11 protein-coding genes are annotated in these 16,700 nt (G+C 74.8%); 6 read left to right on the plus strand and 5 right to left on the minus strand.

The window, feature by feature from the left end; translation table 11 throughout:
• Window positions 1-245: 245 nt before the first annotated feature.
• Window positions 246-1,478 (plus strand): MFS transporter, encoded by a 1,233-nt coding sequence (locus tag ACZ5K7_RS02825; RefSeq protein ID WP_351713326.1) that lies wholly within the window; start codon window positions 246-248, stop codon window positions 1,476-1,478.
• A gap of 189 nt (window positions 1,479-1,667) precedes the next feature.
• Window positions 1,668-2,537, plus strand: coding sequence for a LysR family transcriptional regulator (locus ACZ5K7_RS02830; protein ID WP_468909857.1), 870 nt, complete (start codon window positions 1,668-1,670; stop codon window positions 2,535-2,537).
• Between the two features lie 346 nt (window positions 2,538-2,883).
• Here the strand turns inward: ACZ5K7_RS02830 and ACZ5K7_RS02835 are convergent, their stop codons facing one another.
• The 5 genes from ACZ5K7_RS02835 to ACZ5K7_RS02855 form a co-directional block, all read right to left on the minus strand.
• The gene (locus tag ACZ5K7_RS02835) at window positions 2,884-3,348 is read right to left on the minus strand and encodes a DUF5709 domain-containing protein (RefSeq protein WP_351713330.1); all 465 of its coding nucleotides are present in this window, start codon (window positions 3,346-3,348) and stop codon (window positions 2,884-2,886) included.
• A complete protein-coding gene (locus tag ACZ5K7_RS02840; protein WP_351713332.1) occupies window positions 3,345-4,364 on the minus strand; it encodes a helix-turn-helix domain-containing protein in 1,020 nt (339 codons plus the stop codon). The genes ACZ5K7_RS02835 and ACZ5K7_RS02840 overlap by 4 nt, the downstream gene beginning before the upstream one ends.
• 5 nt (window positions 4,365-4,369) lie before the next feature.
• Window positions 4,370-5,434, minus strand: a complete 1,065-nt coding sequence (locus ACZ5K7_RS02845; protein WP_468909660.1) for an AraC-like ligand-binding domain-containing protein — start codon at window positions 5,432-5,434, stop codon at window positions 4,370-4,372.
• A 73-nt stretch (window positions 5,435-5,507) separates the two neighbouring features.
• Complete coding sequence (locus ACZ5K7_RS02850; protein ID WP_468909663.1) at window positions 5,508-6,473, minus strand: alpha/beta hydrolase; 966 nt, start codon at window positions 6,471-6,473, stop codon at window positions 5,508-5,510.
• Between the two features lie 31 nt (window positions 6,474-6,504).
• Window positions 6,505-9,435, minus strand: a complete 2,931-nt coding sequence (locus tag ACZ5K7_RS02855; protein WP_468909666.1) for a helix-turn-helix transcriptional regulator — start codon at window positions 9,433-9,435, stop codon at window positions 6,505-6,507.
• A gap of 243 nt (window positions 9,436-9,678) precedes the next feature.
• Between ACZ5K7_RS02855 and ACZ5K7_RS02860 the strand changes: the two genes are divergently transcribed.
• The 4 genes from ACZ5K7_RS02860 to ACZ5K7_RS02875 all read left to right on the plus strand — a co-directional run bounded on the left by ACZ5K7_RS02860 (window position 9,679) and on the right by ACZ5K7_RS02875 (window position 16,696).
• Window positions 9,679-12,453 (plus strand): AAA family ATPase, encoded by a 2,775-nt coding sequence (locus ACZ5K7_RS02860; protein WP_468909669.1) that lies wholly within the window; start codon window positions 9,679-9,681, stop codon window positions 12,451-12,453.
• Between the two features lie 298 nt (window positions 12,454-12,751).
• Window positions 12,752-12,991: a hypothetical protein gene (locus tag ACZ5K7_RS02865; RefSeq protein WP_468909672.1), complete on the plus strand. Its 240-nt coding sequence runs from the start codon at window positions 12,752-12,754 to the stop codon at window positions 12,989-12,991.
• Between the two features lie 390 nt (window positions 12,992-13,381).
• Window positions 13,382-15,748, plus strand: coding sequence for a SpoIIE family protein phosphatase (locus tag ACZ5K7_RS02870; protein WP_468909675.1), 2,367 nt, complete (start codon window positions 13,382-13,384; stop codon window positions 15,746-15,748).
• A 180-nt stretch (window positions 15,749-15,928) separates the two neighbouring features.
• Window positions 15,929-16,696 (plus strand): pirin family protein, encoded by a 768-nt coding sequence (locus ACZ5K7_RS02875; RefSeq protein WP_351710208.1) that lies wholly within the window; start codon window positions 15,929-15,931, stop codon window positions 16,694-16,696.
• Window positions 16,697-16,700 lie beyond the last annotated feature (4 nt).

The following is a 16,700-nucleotide window of genomic DNA, read 5'->3' on the forward strand; positions in this document are numbered from 1 at the left end:
GCGCTGTCACGCCTCACCGTAGGAGCCCTGTGCGCCGGGCAGTTGTCCCCGAGCGCACTTCCGGCGTCCCCGCAGCGCACGCTCGGGTGCGGGAGCCCGGCCGTCAGGGGCGGCGGACGTCGCGAGCGACGGTCATCTGCGATCGAGATGACTGACATCCCGGACCATCGCCCTGCGGAGGGAAGCATGGAGGGTGGCGGAGCGCTTGCAGGATAAGAGAAGCACCTCCTCTGAGGAAGGTCCCCGTGTCCCAGTCGTCGTCCGAGATACGCTCCCCGCTCCGGAAGCCCGCCGCCGAGCCCGCCCACGGAGTGCCGGGCTGGCTGATCGCGCTGTTCGCCGTCGCCTCCGGTATGACGGTCGCCAACCTGTACTACGCCCAGCCGCTGCTGTCCGAGCTGCGCGGTGTCTTCCACATCGGCGAGGCCACCGCGGGTCTGCTGATCACGCTCACCCAGGTCGGCTATGTGATCGGCATGGTCTTCCTGGTCCCGCTCGGTGACCGGCTGGAGAAGCGGAGCCTGATCACCGCGCTGCTGACGGTCACCACGCTCGCCCTGGTGGCGGCCGGTCTCGCCACCGGGTTCCCCATGCTGCTGATCGCGTCCCTGATCAGCGGTGCCACCTCGGTGGTGGCCCAGATCCTGGTCCCGTTCGCCGCGAGCCTGGCGCCCGACCACGCGCGGGGCCGGATCGTCGGCCGGGTGATGAGCGGCCTGCTCACCGGCATCCTGCTGTCCCGGACCCTCAGCAGCCTGGTCTCCAGCGTGGCCGGCTGGCGGGTCGTCTACCTCGGCTCGGCCGTCCTGATGGCGCTGCTGGGCGTGGCCCTGCGGCTGGCCCTGCCCCGGCACGCGCCGACCACGTCCGTGCCGTACCACCAGGTGCTGCGCTCCACGGCGGCGCTGGTGCGCACGCACCCCGCGCTGCTGCGCCGCGGCCTCTACCAGGCGGCGATGTTCGGTGCCTTCAGCGCGTTCTGGACCACCGTCTCGTACGTCCTGACCGGGCCGTACTTCCACTACTCCGCCGTCGGTGTCGGGGTGTTCGCGCTGGTCGGAGCCGCCGGTGCGGCCGTGGCGCCGCTCGCCGGACGCTGGGCGGACCACGGGCTGACCCGGAAGATGACCGGTGCCGCGTTCGCGCTCGCCGCGCTGGCCTTCGTCATCGCCGGCTTCGGTCAGCACAGCGTGCTCCTGATCGCCCTCGGGGCCGTCGCGCTGGACGCGGCCGTCCAGACCAGCCTCATCCTCGGCCAGCACACCGTGTACCAGCTCGACCCCCTCGCCCGGGCCCGCCTCAACAGCGCCTTCATCGCGATCTTCTTCATCGGTGGCGCCCTCGGCTCGCAGTTCGGCTCGATCGCCTACCGGGCCGGCGGCTGGAGCGCGGTCAGCCTCTTCGGGGCGGCCCTGCCGGTGCTGGCGCTGCTGTACTGGCTGACCGAGCGCCGGCAGAGCGCGAAGCGCTCGGCGTAGCGCCGGCAGAGCGCGAAGCGCTCGGCGTAGCGCCGGGCGGCCCGTCCCGGGGGACGGCGGGCCCGGTTCCCCGCCGAGCGTCCGGCCGACACTCCCCCGGTCCGCGCCGCAGGGAGCCGGCGCCTGCCTAGGATGCAGCGAAGATCACCGCCCCGCCGAGACGGGGCGCTGCGCCGGCGGGAGCGGATGATGGACCTACGGCAGATGGAAGTCGTCGTCGCGGTGGCGGACGCGGGCGGGTTCACGGCGGCGGCGCGGCGGCTGCACGTGGTCCAGTCCGCGGTCTCCGGCACCGTCCGCGCGCTGGAACGCGAACTGGGCACCCCCTTGTTCACCCGGACCACCCACCGGGTCGGGCTCACCCCGGCCGGGGAGGCGTTCGTCCCGGCGGCACGGCAGGCGCTGCGCGCCGCCGAGCTGGCCCGCGAGGCGGTCGACGCGGCGAAGGGGGAGCTGCGCGGCCGGGTGACGGTCGGCACGATGCAGGGGGTCTGGGCGAACCTGCACCATGCGCTGGCCGCGCTGCGGGCGGAACACCCGCGGGTGGTGGTGCGTCTGCGGCAGGCCGCGGTCATCGACCTCCGTCAGGCGCTGCGGGAGGGCACGGTGGACCTGGCGGTGGTGGCGCTGGACCGCCAGCAGCAGCGCGGGCTGGTGACCAGACTGCTGTCCCACGAGGAGATGGTCCTGGTGACCTCGCCCCGCCGGAGCCTCACCGCGAGCGGCCCCGGCGGCAGCGTCGACCTGGCCGACATCGCCGAGCTGCCGCAGGTGGAGTTCACCCCCGGCTGGGCGATCCGCGACGCGGCCGACCGCGCGTTCCGGGCGGCCGGTGTCGAACGCGCCGCGACCTTCGAGGTCAACGACATCGTGGCCGCGTCCGAACTGGTCCGGGGCGACCTCGGCGTCTGCATCATGCCGCCGACGATCGCCCACCGCTTCCCGGACCTGGCCACCTACCGCTTCGCCCGCCACGCACCGAGCTGGAAGGTGATGGTGGTACGGCCGCCCGGCGAGCCCCCGGCCGCGGTCGCGGCACTGCTGCGGCACATGACCTGACCCGGCACTCCGGCCGGCGCACGCAGGCCGGCTCGCCGATCCCGGACGCCGCGGCGACGCCACGCGCACGGGCCCACGGCACGGCGCACACGAGAGACCGGCACCATGCGCGAGAGACCGGCACCCCGCGCACGAAAGACCAGCACCACCCACACGGAAGACCGGCGCCACGCGCACGCGAGAGACCGGCACCCCGCACACGAGAGACCGGCGCCACGCGCACGCGGCACCTCGGTGCTGCCCGCAGGACACCGGCCCCGGTTCCACGGGCCATCGGCCCCACGGGACACCGGCACCACCTCGCGGCGGGTTCCGTGCCGCGAGGTGCCCGGAGGTGCGGGAGCCGTCAGAAGGTGTCGGCGTCGGGGATCACGTGCATCGCGGCCTCCTCCGCCGACGCCCCGGCGCCGTCCAGGCCGCGGTCGGAGGCGAACAGGTCCGTCTCGGTGTTCTCGTGGGCGCCCTCGTCCGGTGCGACGAGCCGTCCGGCGCGGCCGTCGCCGACCTCGTCGTCGAGGAGTTCGCCGTCCGTGTCCCAGGCGTCGCCGATGTCGTCGCCCTCCAGGACGGCGATGTCCGGGACCTCCTCGGCGAGCCGCTCGTCGAGCGTCTCCCCGCGCTGTCCCTCCGCAGCCGTGACGCCCGTGTGCTCCACGGCCCAGGGCCGCTCCGGCGGCGAGTAGCCCTCGTCCAGGGCCTCCTCGCCGGCCCGGTAGTCCAGGGTGTCCGACGCGTCCAGCAGACCCGCGTCGTCCTGCACCTCCGAACCGTCCGGCTGGTAGACGTCGTCACCCATCGCCTCGTCGGTCATACGTGCTCCATCGTCGCTCGGGCCATCGGTTCGATCCGGCCGTCATCGGAAAGGTTAAGAGGTCCGGGCTGCGGCCCGGGGGCGTTCTCGGCGGCCGCCCGTCGCCACTGCGCCGGTGACCTGCCGTACGTCTCTCGGAAGGCCCGGCTGAAGTGGGAGGGGCTGGTGAAGCCCCAGCGGGCGGCCACCACGGCGATGGACCGGTGGGCCGACCCGGGCCGGGCGAGTTCCTCGCGGGCCGCCTCCAGCCGCCGGGTCCGCAGCCAGGCGCCCACGGTGGTGCCGTGGCGCTGGAAGAGAAGGTGCAGATAGCGCAGCGAGATGGCGTGCTGGTCGGCGATGTCCCGCGGGGTGAGTCCGGGCTCGCCCAGCCGGGTCCGCAGCGACGCGGTGATCCGCTCCCACAGGGCCGGCTCGGGCTGCCGGCCGGCCTGGTCGAGGGCGACGGTGGCCAGGATCTCCGCCGCGGTACGGGCGAGTTGTTCGCGCCGGGCCGGGGCGGCCCGGGTGACCTCGTCGACCAGTCCGTCGAGGAGCGGCAGCAGCAGGGCCGCCGCGCCCCCTTCGGCCTCGTCCACCACCGTGGCCGTCAGGGCGTGCAGGTGCCGTTCCTCCAGGCGCAGCAGGGCGCGGGGCACCATGAGGATCCGCGCCCGCTGGGGCTCCGGGAGCAGGATCCGGAACGGGCGGCTGGCGTCGTGGAAGGCCAGTCGGCCGGGGCGGAGTTCGGCGGTGCGGCCGTCCTGGAGCAGCAGGGCGGTGCCGGTCAGCTGCCTGCGGACCAGGATGTGGCCGCGCGGGTCGGCGGCCACCGCGCGGGCGCTGCGCAGGATGGTTCCGGGCCCGGACTCCTCGACGGCGATCTGGAGGGCGCCCAGGCGTTCGGCGGTGAGCTCGCCCGTCCAGGGACGGCCCTCGTCCACCGTGACCTCCAGGTCGACGAAGGTTTCCGACAGCGCCCGCTGCCAGGCCGCGGGACGGTCGCCGGGTGCCAGGTCCCGGACGGCGCGGGACACCGCCGTCAGCATGGCGTCCCGCCCGCCCGGACCCGGTCCAGCCAGTCCGTCGGTGACAGTCCGAAGGTAGTGCGGAAGGCCTTGCCGAACCCGGCGGAGCCGGTGAAACCCCAGCGGCGGGCGACCTGGCCCAGGCTGGCGGCTCCGGGCGGCCGGGCGGCGAGTTCCCTGCGGCACTCGTGCAGGCGCAGTACGCGGATCCACTGGCACACCGAGGTGTCCTCGGTCTGGAACAGCCGGTGCAGAGAGCGGACCGAGATGCCGTGGGCCGCGGCGATGACGGACGGAGTGAGTCCCGGGTCGGACAGATGCCAGCGGATGTACGTCTTGACGCGCAGCAGCAGGACGCCGTCGGCGCCCGGAAGTTCGGCGGGGTCCTCCCCCAGCTGGTCCGCCGCGGTGGCGGCCACCAGGTCGATGACGCTCTCGGCCAGCCGCTCGGCCGTCGGCGTCGCATACGACTCGGAGGTGTCCGCCAGCCGCTCCAGCAAGGGCGCGAGCAGCGCGGGGAGCCCGCCGCTCGGGCGTATCGCGCGGCCGGTGAGCCGGCGCACGTCGGCCTCCGGAAGATCCAGCAGCCGGCGCGGGACCGCGAAGATCTTCAGCCGGAAGCGCGCCGGGAAGGTGGTGCGGAACGGGCGTACGGTCTCGAAGATCCCGATGTCGCCCGTGCACAACTCGGTGGTCCGGCCGTCCTGTTCGACCAGGGCCCGGCCGGTGCTCTGGACGGCGACGAAGACCTGGTGTCCGTCGCCGCGGGCGATGAAGCGCGGCGCCCGGTGGACCTGGCCGGGGTCGGCCTCCACCGTGGTGATCTGCAGGTCCCCGAGCCGGTCGGTCCGCAGGGTGGCGTCGTAGGTACCGCCTGCGGTGGCGATGTCCATCCCCACCAGGGTGCCGAGCACGGCGTCGTGCCAGTAGTCCAGGCTCTCGCCCGGCGGCACCGAGCGGGTGGTCAGGACCCTGGCCCGGGCACCCGGCAGGGCGGCCGGAAGGCCCCCGGGCCGGGCACCCGCCGAGGCGGTCGGACGCCGGCGTCTCTCCTCGTAGGAGCCGATCGCGGTTGGCATGTCCTCAGCTTCGCCGGGCGGGGGGCCTCGGCGCATCAGTCGGCCGACTGGTCCTCGGCCGGTTCCGTGCCCGTCAGGACAGCCGGGTCCGCAGGAAGGCGCAGCCGGTCCGGATCGCGGCGCGGGTGGGCACGCTGTCGGCGAGGGCGTGCAGCGCCACGAAGTCGTGGATCGTGCCGAGGAAGCGCACGGACAGCGCGTCGACACCGGCCTCGGTCAGCCGGCGCGCGTACTGCTCGCCCTCGTCGCGGGCCACGTCGGCCTCGGCGGTGACGACCAGAGCCGGTGGCAGTCCCGCCAGTTGCTCCGTACTGGCCCGCAGCGGCGCGGCGGTGGGTTCGGAGCGCCGGGCCGGGTCGGGGACGTAGCGGGCCCAGTAGGCGCGCAGCGCCCGGCGGGTGAGCAGATAGCCGGTGGCGAACTGGCGTTGCGAGGCGCTGTCGCAGCGGGCGTCGGTGAGCGGGTAGTAGAGCAGTTGCGCGGCGATCCGCGGCCCGTGCCGGGCCTTCGCCAGCATCGTCACGGCGGCCGCCAGCGTGGCCCCGGCGCAGTCGCCCGCCACCGCCAGCCGGCCCGTGTCCAGGCCGAGTTCACCGGCCCGGCCGGCCGCCCAGGCCAGCAGGGCGTAGCACTCCTCCAGGGCCAGCGGGTAGCGGACCTCGGGGGTGCGGCTGTACTCGGGGACGAGTGCGCACACGCCCGCGCCGGTGACGAGTTCGCTGATGAGGCGGGCGTGGGTCTGTGCGTCGCCGAGGGTCCACCGGCCGCCGTGCAGATACAGGACGGTCGGGAGCCGGCCGGTCGCCGCCGCCGGGCGGACGGTCCAGAAGCCGAGCAGCCGTGCCGGGCCGACGGGGGCCACCTGGAAGGCCGCGTCCACGCCGAAGTCCCCGAACCGGTCGGCCTGGGTCTCCCGCAGCGCCCGCCGCGCCGCGTCCGGACCGAGGTCGTCGAGGGAGGGCGGCGCGGCGGAGGCGGTGACGAGCCGCTGCACCACGCTGTCGAGGACGACGGCCGTACTCGCCGGTCCGGGCCTCATGGGCGCTCCTCCGGCCGACCCGCCGGCCCCCTCACCGGTCCTGCACCAGGTCGCGCAGCTGATGGCGGCTGCTGATGCCGAGCTTGGGATACACCTTGTAGAGGTGCGAGCCCACCGTGCGCGGGGAGAGGAAGAGCCGTTCGCCGATCTCCCGGTTGGACAGGCCGCTCGCCACCAGCTGGACGATCTGCCGTTGCTGTGCGGTCAGCTCCTCCAGCGGGCCGCCGGACTCGGGGGCGGGTGCGGCTCCGCTGGCGCGCAGTTCGCGGCGGGCGGCGGCCGCGAGGGGGCCGGCGCCGAGGCGTTCGGCGGTCTCCAGGACGGTGGTCAGCTGCCCGCGCGCCTCCAGGGTCCGACGGCAACGGCGCAGCCAGTGGGCGTAGTTGAGGCGGACGTGGCCGCTCTCCCACGGCCAGCGGTTCGCCGCGTGGTTGACCAGGGCGAGCTGGAAGTGCTCCTCGGCCTCCGTGTCCGGACCGAGTACGGCGGTCGCGTGGTGCAGGAGCAGCGTCATCCGGGTGCTCGGCCGGTCCCCCTGATCCGTGCGCACCCGTTCCAGGATCGGCAGGGCCTCGGCCGACCGGCCGGTCCGCTGGGCCGTGACGGCGAGTTCGGCGATGCTCCGGGGCGACAGGAAGGGGTGCAGCGGCGAGCCGTCGGCGGTGAACAGCTCGCGCAGCCGCCGCCAGGCGTCCTCCCAGTCGTCGCGCGCCATGGCGGCGAGGCCGTGGGCGCGCAGCAGACGGGCGTGGGTGGCCCGGTTCTCGTCCAGGCAGACGGCACGCCAGACGGCCGGGGTGAACCAGGGCTCCGCGGGGAGGGTGCCGCGCAGCGCGCGCAGGGTCAGCGCCTGCGTCTCCAGGTCCGCCCGCAGGCGTGGCAGGCGCAGCACCGTGGCCTCGGTCATGGCGTTCTGGATCACGGTCTGGGCCTCGGTGAACCGGCCGACGGCCAGGAGGTTGTCCACCAGGCCGAGGACCGACCAGCCGCGCAGGCCGAAGGCGTGGGCGGTGCGCAGCCGGTCGTCGGCCAGACGGGACTGCCCCAGGTGCAGGTCGGCCTCGTCGGCGTGGTGGGCCACCGCGGCGGCCGCCGGCCGGCCGGCCGGCGCGTCGTGACCGCCGAGCGGCACGCGGGGCGGCCGGCCGAGGCCACGCAGCTCACCGGTGGCGGTCTCGGGCCGGACCACCACGGCGACCAGCGCAGCCAGAGCCCGCCGGGTACCCGGTGTGTCCAGCTGCCCGAGAGGCCCGGCCGCACCGAGGTACCCACGCCCACCCCCGTCGGCCCGCCAGGCACCCGGTACGTCCGGACGGCCGAGCGACCCAGCCCCACCGAGGTGCCCTCGCCCGCCGCCATCACCCCGCTGGACACCCGCCGCATCCACCTGCCCGAAGAACCCGAGCGCACCACGATGCCCTCGCCCGCCCCCGTCGGCCTGGTGGGCCCGTTCCAGCAGGGTGGGCAGGGCCGCCCGGTGTTCGGGCAGGCCGGACTGGGCGGCGACGCCCGCCGCCTGCCCCACCAGCGCGAGTGCGAGCGGCGCGCCGATCAAGGGGAAGTGCTCGGAGGCGGCGGCCAGCAGTTCGAAGGCCTCGCGCTGGGCGGCCTCGTGGCAGAGGACGGAGGCCAGGGCACCGGCCGCGACACAGACGAACTCCGGCTCGGCGGATTCCCGGAGGAGCCGGCCGTACAGGTCGCGTACCCAGCCGGGGTCGCCCACCGCCTGCGCGGCCGTCAGGGCCTCGGCCAGCCGGCGGGCGTGTTCCGGCCGCCGTGGGCTGAGCCGGGCCGCCTGTTCCAGGGCGCGGGCGGCCTGTACGGCGTCCCCGTGCCGCCAGGCGGAGGTCTCCAGCGCGGCGGCGACGAACGCGTCGGCGCCCACGGTCGCGGCGGCCAGGTGACGGGCCCTGGCCTCCGGCAGTACGGCGACCTCGGCCAGGTCCCGGTGGGCCTGCTGGCGCTCGCCCGAGGGGGGCCGCAGATACGCGGCCGACCGCGCCAGCGGATGCCGGAAGACGAGCCGGTCCTCGACCAGCGAGACGAGTCCGGCCGCCTCCGCCGGGGCCCACACCGCGAGGTCGCCGGTGTCCAGGGCCGCCATGACGGCGGCGACGGTCTCGCCGGGTCCGGCGGCCGCCGCGTACAGCAGGGCGCGCCGGGTGCCGGCGGGAACCGCGTCGAGTCGTACGCCGAAGACGGGCTCGGCGGGTGCGTGCCGCACCGCTCCGGCGGGGCCGGGCGCGCCGCGGCTCAGTTCGACGAGGGCCAGCGGGTTGCCCCCGGCCTCCGCCAGGATCTCCAACCGGTGTCTGCCGGCGGGTGGCGCCGGCTGCCGGTCGAGGAGCGCGGCGGCCGACGCGTCGTCCAGCGGTCCCAGGCTCAAAGTCTCGGTGCCGGGAGGCAGCCCGGGCAGGGCGGTCTCGTGGCGTGCGGCGAGCAGCACCGTCAGCGGGCGGCCGGCCAGCAGTCGGGCGGCGGCGAACAGCGCCTCCAGGGTGGCGCGGTCGCACAGGTCGGCGTCGTCCACGCACACCAGCACCGGCCGGGCGGCGGCGAGCCGGTCGAGCAGCGCGGTCAGCGCCGCCCGCAGCGTTCCCGCGTCCGGCCCGTCGTCTTCGCGGAGCACGGCCGTCAGCACCCGCTGGGACGCGGCGGGCAGGGCGGCCGTCTCGGCCGGCACCGGCGGCGCCAGCAGCTGGTGCAGGCAGGCCCGGGTGTGCTGTGGGTCGCCGGCCCAGCCCTGTGCCGAGAGCACCGACACGCCCTCACCGGCGGCCAGTTCACGGACGCGCCGCAGCAGGGCCGTACGTCCGATCCCCTCCTCGCCGAGGACCAGCAGGGTCTGGGGAGTGCCGGGCTCGCGTGTCACGCACCGCAGGATCCGCTCGGTCTCGCCGTCCCGGCCCAGAACGGAGGCCTCGGCGGCGATCGCGGACTGCTGAGGTGACTGGACCGTCATGCACATACTCCCGTGGCGGTGAACGTTCTCCCTGGCCAGAGCCATCATCACGGAGACCGGGCGGCCACGCTTCTGTCACATGACCAGTCACCCGCGGCCGCCGCCCCGTGGACCACCGCTGGCAGGATTGCCCCATCGGGAGCCCGACCACCACGACCACCTCGACCACCACGACCACCTCGATGACCACGACCACCTAGACCACCTCGATGACCTCGACCACCTCGATGACAAGGACCGCTCATGCACACCGGCACCGACCGTCCCACCGATCCGGTCGTCCTGGGCCGGGCCGCCGAACTGGCCCGGCTGGACCGGCTGCTGGGAGCGGTGGACGGCGGCGGCCCCCAGGTGCTGGTGCTGACCGGGGAGCCGGGGGCGGGCAAGAGCACCCTCGTGGACCGGGCGGCCGAGCGCGGGCTGGCGCTGGGCTTCGGCATCCTGCGGGTGCGCGGCAGCGAGGGCGAGGCCGGCCTGGGTCTGTCGGGCGTGCACCAGCTGCTGCATCCGCTGCTGCCCGGCGACGGTCTGCCCGCGGCGCACCGGGAGGCCCTGGACCAGGCCTTCGGCCCGGGGGCGGCGGAGTACGAACTGAAACTGGACCAGCTGTCGTTGTGCGTCGGTGTGCTCGGGCTCGTCACCGGGGCCGCGGCACGCCGGCCGCTGCTCCTGCTGGTGGACGACGCCCAGTGGCTGGACCTCGGCTCGGTGGACGTGCTGGCCTTTCTGGCCCGGCGGCTGGAGGGCAAGCCGGTGGTGCTGCTGCTGGCCGCCCGTGAGGAAGGTGTGCCGGCCCGGTTCGACCGGGACTTCCCGCAGGTGACCGTGGGCCCGCTGAGCCGGACCGCGGCCGGACAGCTGCTGGACGCGCAGCCGGATCCGCCGCGGGGCAAGGCGCGCGCGGAGATCCTCCAGCAGGCGGCCGGCAATCCGCTGGCCCTGGTCGAGCTGCCGCGCGCCCTGGCCCGGGGCCGTGCCGCGGGCGCCGGAGGAGGTGCCGGGGGCGCTGTCCTTCCGCTCACCGCGCGGCTGGAGAACCTGTTCGCCGCCGAACTGCCCGGCCTGCCGGCGCCCACCCGGCAGGCCCTGCTGCTGGTGGCCGCGGCGGGCACGGCGGAACTGACCGACGTCATCCGTGCCGCCCCGAAGCTGGACTTCGTCCGGGCCCTGGACCCCGCCGAGCGCGTCGGCTTGGTCCGGGTGGCGGACGGCCGGGTGCTGCCGAGGCATCCGCTGGTCCGCTCGGCCGTCTACCACGCGGCCTCCTTCCACGAGCGCCGGCGGGCCCATCTCGCCCTGGCCGCCGCGTTCACCGGGGAGCCGGACCGCCGCGCCTGGCAGCTGGCCGCCGCGGCGACCGGCCAGGACGCCGCGGTCGCCGACGCCCTCGCCGAGAGCGCCGAGCGGGCCCGGGGCCGGGGCGGTCACGCGGCCGCCGCGACCGCGCTGGAGCGCGCCGCGGAGCTGACCCCTGATCCGGAACTGCGCGCCCGGCGGCTGCTGACGGCCGCGCGGTCGGCGATGTTCGCCGGTCATCCGCAGTGGGTCGGCGAGATGAGCGGCCGGGTCGGCCACCTGACCGAGGATCCCCGGCTGCGCGCCGAGGCCTCGCTGCTGGGTGGCTGGGCCCTCGGGGTCACGCTCCGCCACGAGGACGCGCTGGCGCTGCTGCTGGGCGTCGCCGAGGCCACCGCCGCCTCGGCTCCGGGGCTGGCCCTGGGCGCCCTGAGCACCGCCGCGACCTCCGTCTACAACTCCGGCGCGCCCTACCACCGCGCGGAACTCCGCCGGATCGGCGACCTGATCGACGGGGACGGCGACCCGGCCGGCCGCTCCTGGGCTCTGGCGGTCGCCGACCCCCATCGTGAACGGCCGCTGCTCATGGGCCACCTGGCGGAGGGGCTGGCCGAGCTGGCCCGTGAAGAGACCCTCGGGAACCTCACCGCGATGGGCGGCACGGCCTGGATCCTGGACGAGACCGAGCAGGCCGTACGCATCCTCGGCCGGACCATCGACGTCCTGCGCCGCGCGGGCAGCACGGGTACGAACGCGACCGTGACCCAGGCGCTCGCCCTCGCCCTGTTCGAGAACGGCTCGTGGACGGCGGCCGAGGAGGCGGCCGACGAGGCGTTCTGGATGGCGACGGAGGCGGGCGCCGACAACGTGACCGTGGGCGCCCGCGTCCTGCGGGCCACGCTGTGCGCGCTGCGGGGTGACCCGGCGGCGGCCCGGACCCGGGCGATGGAGGCGGTACGGGAGGCGGATCTGCGCAAGTCCCTGAGTCTGCAGGTCCGCCACCGGCACGCCCTGGGGATGGCCGCGTTCGTCGCCGGGGACCACGTCGGCGCCTACGAGCAACTGCGCGCGGCCTTCACCCGCGACTTCCGCCCCGCCCCCGTCCACTACCACGCCTCGCTCTACTACCTGGGCGACCTGGCGGCCGCGGCGGTCCGCGCCGGGCGGGCGGACGACGCGCGTACGGTGGTCGACGGTGTGGCGCAGGACCTGAAGCCCGCCCCCTCCCCGCGGCTGGCCGCCGTACTGCACCGGGCCACCGCCCTGCTGACCGACACCGACGACGCCGAGCGGCACTTCCGGGCCGCCCTCGACGGCTCCGGCACCGACTGCTGGCCGTTCGAGAAGGCGCTGGCCCACCTCGACTTCGGCGAGTGGCTGCGCCGGCGCCGCCGCGGTTCCGAGGCCCGCCGGCATCTCGGCGCGGCGCTGGAGTGCTTCGAGCGGCTCGCCGCCCGCCCCTGGACCGAGCGGGCGGCGGCGGAACTGCGGGCGGCGGGTACGGCGGTGGCCACGGCCCCGGCCGGTGAACTCACCCCGCAGGAACGCCAGATCGCCGAACTGGCCGCCCAGGGCCTGACCAACCGCGACATCGCGGCCCGGCTCTACCTCTCGCCGCGCACGGTCGGCTACCACCTGCACAAGGTCTTCCCCAAGCTGGGCGTCACGGCCAGGGCCCAGCTCCGGGACGCCCTCACCGCGGAGGGAGACGCGGGCGTCTGAGGCCGCGCACCGGGCCGGTTCCGCCGCCGTGACCGTGGTGAACGGCAGCACCGGCCGGGAGGGGAGGGCGGCGTCGCGGTAGGTCTTGTGCGTGACCGCGCGGCCCACGGGGAGGTGGAAGGCGTCCGGCGGCAGCAGGGCGTTGTGGGCGTCGACCGAGGGGCTGTCGTTCGACACCTCGGCCACCAGGCGGTGGCCGGGCGGAGGGTGACCGCGCTGCTGATCGGCGTCGGGTTCGCCCCGACCGCCGGCCTGGTGACAGCTGTGGCGCCGAACAGCCTGGCCCCGGCACCTGGGGATGGCCGGCGCCACCACGACCACGCTGCGCGACCTGGGCTTCGCCCTCGGCAACGCGGGCTCGGCGTGCACGGCGAATCTGTCCGGCGCGACCGGCGCGACCGGCGCGACCGGCACGGACCTGCCTGCCGGCCGGCTGGCCGGCGGCGGGCGGCGGGCGGCGGGCGGCGGGCGGCGGGCGGCGGGCGGGATCGGCGTGTCGCCACCCCGCACACCGGGAACGCCGTACCGAAGCCGCTGACCTGGGCGGCCGGCCCGTGTGCCGCGGGCCCCGGGGCGCCCGAACGTGGCCGTCGCCGCGGCGACGGCCACATGATCTGAGTCGGCGCCGCGGTTCCGCGGCGGCCGAGGTATCGGCGGAACCGCCTCCTGATCGAGTGAGGTCGGCTGGGGTTCGGTAGCACCCCGAAGGGGCGCGGGGCTGCATCGGTATGCGGCTCCGCCGCGATGGAGGTCCCCGCTCCGGCGAAGCCGAGAGTGGGGGAGCGACCGGCCGCGACGGCGCCGCAGCCGATCGACGGCACATCACGGCGCGACCCGCTCACCCCCGTGAACCGGGGGCGCCAACGCGTGCGGTTGTCGTCCGTCGTGTGGCACGGGATGCTGAGGGAGCACGAAGGGAAGCGGTGCCATGGATCGTTTTCCGAATGCCGCCGACGTCGAATTCCACAGTCCTCTGGACCTCACCAAGGCCGCTGCCGCGGTGCTGGACGCGGAAGGCCGTATCTCGGGGTGGAGCACCTCGGCCCAGCGTCTCCTCGGTCATCCCCCGGAGGAGGTGCTCGGCCGGCCGGCCGACCGGCTGCTGGCGACGGCCCCGGGGCCTCGACTGTCCGCTCTCTGTAAGACACACCGGCCCCGCAGCACGGTCCTGGACCTCCGCTGCCGGGACGGACACACCCTGCGCGCCGCTGTGACGTTCAGTTCGCTCACCCACCAGGGCGCGGCCGCCACCGTCGTGGTCGCGGCGGACCTGGCGGCCCTGCGCGGCTGGGAGGCCCAGCTGGCGATGTTGCAGGGACTGGCGACCGAGTCCTCCGTGGGTCTGACGATCTTCGACACGGACATGCGCGTCGTCTGGGGGAACAGCTCCACCGATCAGGAGCTGGCGGGGGTGGCCCAGTACGTCGGCCGGCCCGCGTCGGATCTCTTTCCCGAGGGCGAGTTCATCTCCCGCCATCACCCCCCGGACGAGGACCAGGTGATGGAGCAGGTGCTGAAGACGGGCGAACCGGTCCTCGGCATGCACTATCGCGGACGTGCCCCCGCCGACCCGGTGCGCGAGCACGTCTGGTCCTGCTCGTACCACCGGCTGGTGGACGCCAGGGGCGAACCGCTGGGGCTCTTCGAGGAGTCCCTGGACATCACCGACCGCTACCGCGCCCAGGAACGGCTGTCGCTGCTCGTACGGGCGGGAAAGCGCATCGGCGCCTCGCTGGACGTGCGGCGTACGGCCGCGGAGCTGGCCGACGTGGCGGTGCCGCAGCTGGCCGACGAGGTGCTGGTGGATCTGCCGCCGGCGGTCATCGAGGGACGGCAGCCGCCGACCGGTTCCGCGCCGGGGCACAGTCTGCTGCGGATGCACGGCCGTACCCCGGAGGAGTTCCGGACCAGTCCGGTCTCCTATCCGCCGTCGTCACCGCAGGCCCTGAGCCTGGCCACCAACCGCCCCGTCGTCGAAACCGCCCCATCCCCGGGAGAAGGGTTCCCGGCCCGCCGGGGCTCCGACCTCTTCGTCCCGCTGATCGCCCGCGACGCGGTCCTGGGCCTCGCCACCTTCCGGCGCGCCGACAACCCCGACCCCTTCGGGCCCGAGGAGCAGACCCTTGCCGTGGAGCTGGCCGAGCGGGCCGCCGTCGGCATCGACAACGCCCGCCGTTACACCAGCCAGCACGCGGCGGCCCTGGTACTGCAACGAAGCCTGCTGCCCCAGCATCTGCCCGAGCAGAGCGCGGTCGAGGTGGCGTACCGATACCTGCCCGCCGACAGCCGGGTGGGGGTGGGCGGGGACTGGTTCGACCTGATCCCGCTGTCCGGTGCCAGGGTGGGGCTGACCGTCGGCGACGTGGTCGGCCACGGTGTGCACGCGGCCGCGACCATGGGCCGGCTCCGCGCCACCGTACGGACCCTGGCGCTGCTGGACCTGGACCCGGCCGAGTTGCTCACCCGGCTGGACGGCCTGGTCGCACAGGACGCGGATCCCGAAGCGGCCGACGGGCTGACCGACAAGGCGCTCGGGGTGACCTGCCTCTACGCGATCTACGACCCGGTCGGCGGCCGCTGCGTCTGGGCCAGCGCGGGCCATCCCCCGCCGATCGTGGCCGACGCCGGTGGCAGGGTGACCCTGTCCTCGCCGACGCCGGGCCCGCCCCTGGGCGTGGACAGCCTGCCGTACGAGAACGTCGAGCTGAGCCTGTCCGACGGCAGCGTGATGGCTCTCTTCACCGACGGTGTCGTGGAGGACCGGCGCACCGACATCGACAGCGGGATCGACCGCCTCGCCCACGTGCTCACCTGGCAGCGCTGCCCGCTGGAGGAACTGTGCGACCGGGCGATGTCGACCCTGCCGCCCGGGCCCCAGGCCGACGACGCCACGCTGCTGCTGGTGCGCACCCGGCGGCTCGGCAGCGACCACGTGACGGACCTGCGGCTGCCACCGGAGCCGGCCATGGTGGCGAACGCCCGCACGGACACCGAGCGCCAGCTGGAGACCTGGGGCCTGTCCGAGCTGTCCTTCACCGCCGCGCTGGTGGTGAGCGAGCTGGTCACCAACAGCATCCGGTACGCCACCGGTCCCGTGATGCTACGGCTGATCAAGGACCGCAGCCTGCTCTGCGAGGTCTCCGACAACGCGCACACGGCACCTCACCTGCGACGCGCCCGCCGGGACGACGAAGGCGGCCGCGGCCTGTTCCTGGTCGCCCAGGTGTCCCAGCGCTGGGGCACCCGCTACACCGCGTCCGGAAAGACCATCTGGGCGGAACTGGCCATCCCCTGACGCCCGGCCGGGGACCGGTACGACCGGCCGATGACTTCAATTCTCAAGTGGGATACGAGATGCAGGGCCAGGCTTCGCGTCGAGCCAGGCGACCGACAGTTGAATGTTCATGTGATCCCGGAGTACCATGGAGGTTGAATATTGAACTTTGCGGGATCTCCGCGCGAAAGGAAGCGACCCATGAGCGCACTGCTGACCCCCACGGTGGACGTGCGACCTGCCGGCCGGCGCCTGGCCAGCCAGTTGTCGTGGCTCGACTCCAGGCACTCCTTCTCCCTCGGCACCCACCGGCCGGACCCGGCCAACACCCACCACGGCGTGCTGCTGGTCAACAACGAGGATCGGGTGCAACCGGGCACCGGATTCGACACGCACCCGCACCAGGACATGGAGATCGTCACCTGGGTTCTCCAGGGCTCCCTGGTACACCAGGACTCCAGCGGCCACTCCGGCGTGATCTACCCCGGCCTGGCCCAGCGCATGAGCGCCGGCACCGGCATCCTGCATTCGGAGAAGAACGACTCGTACCGGTCCACCGGCGAACGCCCCACCGACCCGGTGCACTTCGTCCAGATGTGGGTCGTACCCGACGAGGCCGGCGTCACCCCGGGCTACGAACAGCTCGAGATCGACGCCGAACTGCTGGCCGGCGGACTGGTCACCGTGGCCTCCGGCATGGACAGGCACCGGGACGCCAGCGCCATCCGGATCCAGAACCGGCACGCCGCACTGCACGCGGCACGGCTGCTCCCGGGACAGCGGGTGACGCTTCCCGAGGCCCCGTACCTGCACCTGTTCGTGGCACGCGGTTCCGTCGACCTGGAAGGCACCGGCGCCCTCGGCGAGGGCGACTCGGTACGCTTCACCGCCGCCGGCGGCCACCGGGTCAGCGCCACCACCCCCGCCGAGATCCTCGCCTGGGAGATGCACGCCACGCTCACCCTGTGACCTC

It is taken from the genome of Streptomyces sp. NPDC031497 (assembly GCF_055580905.1).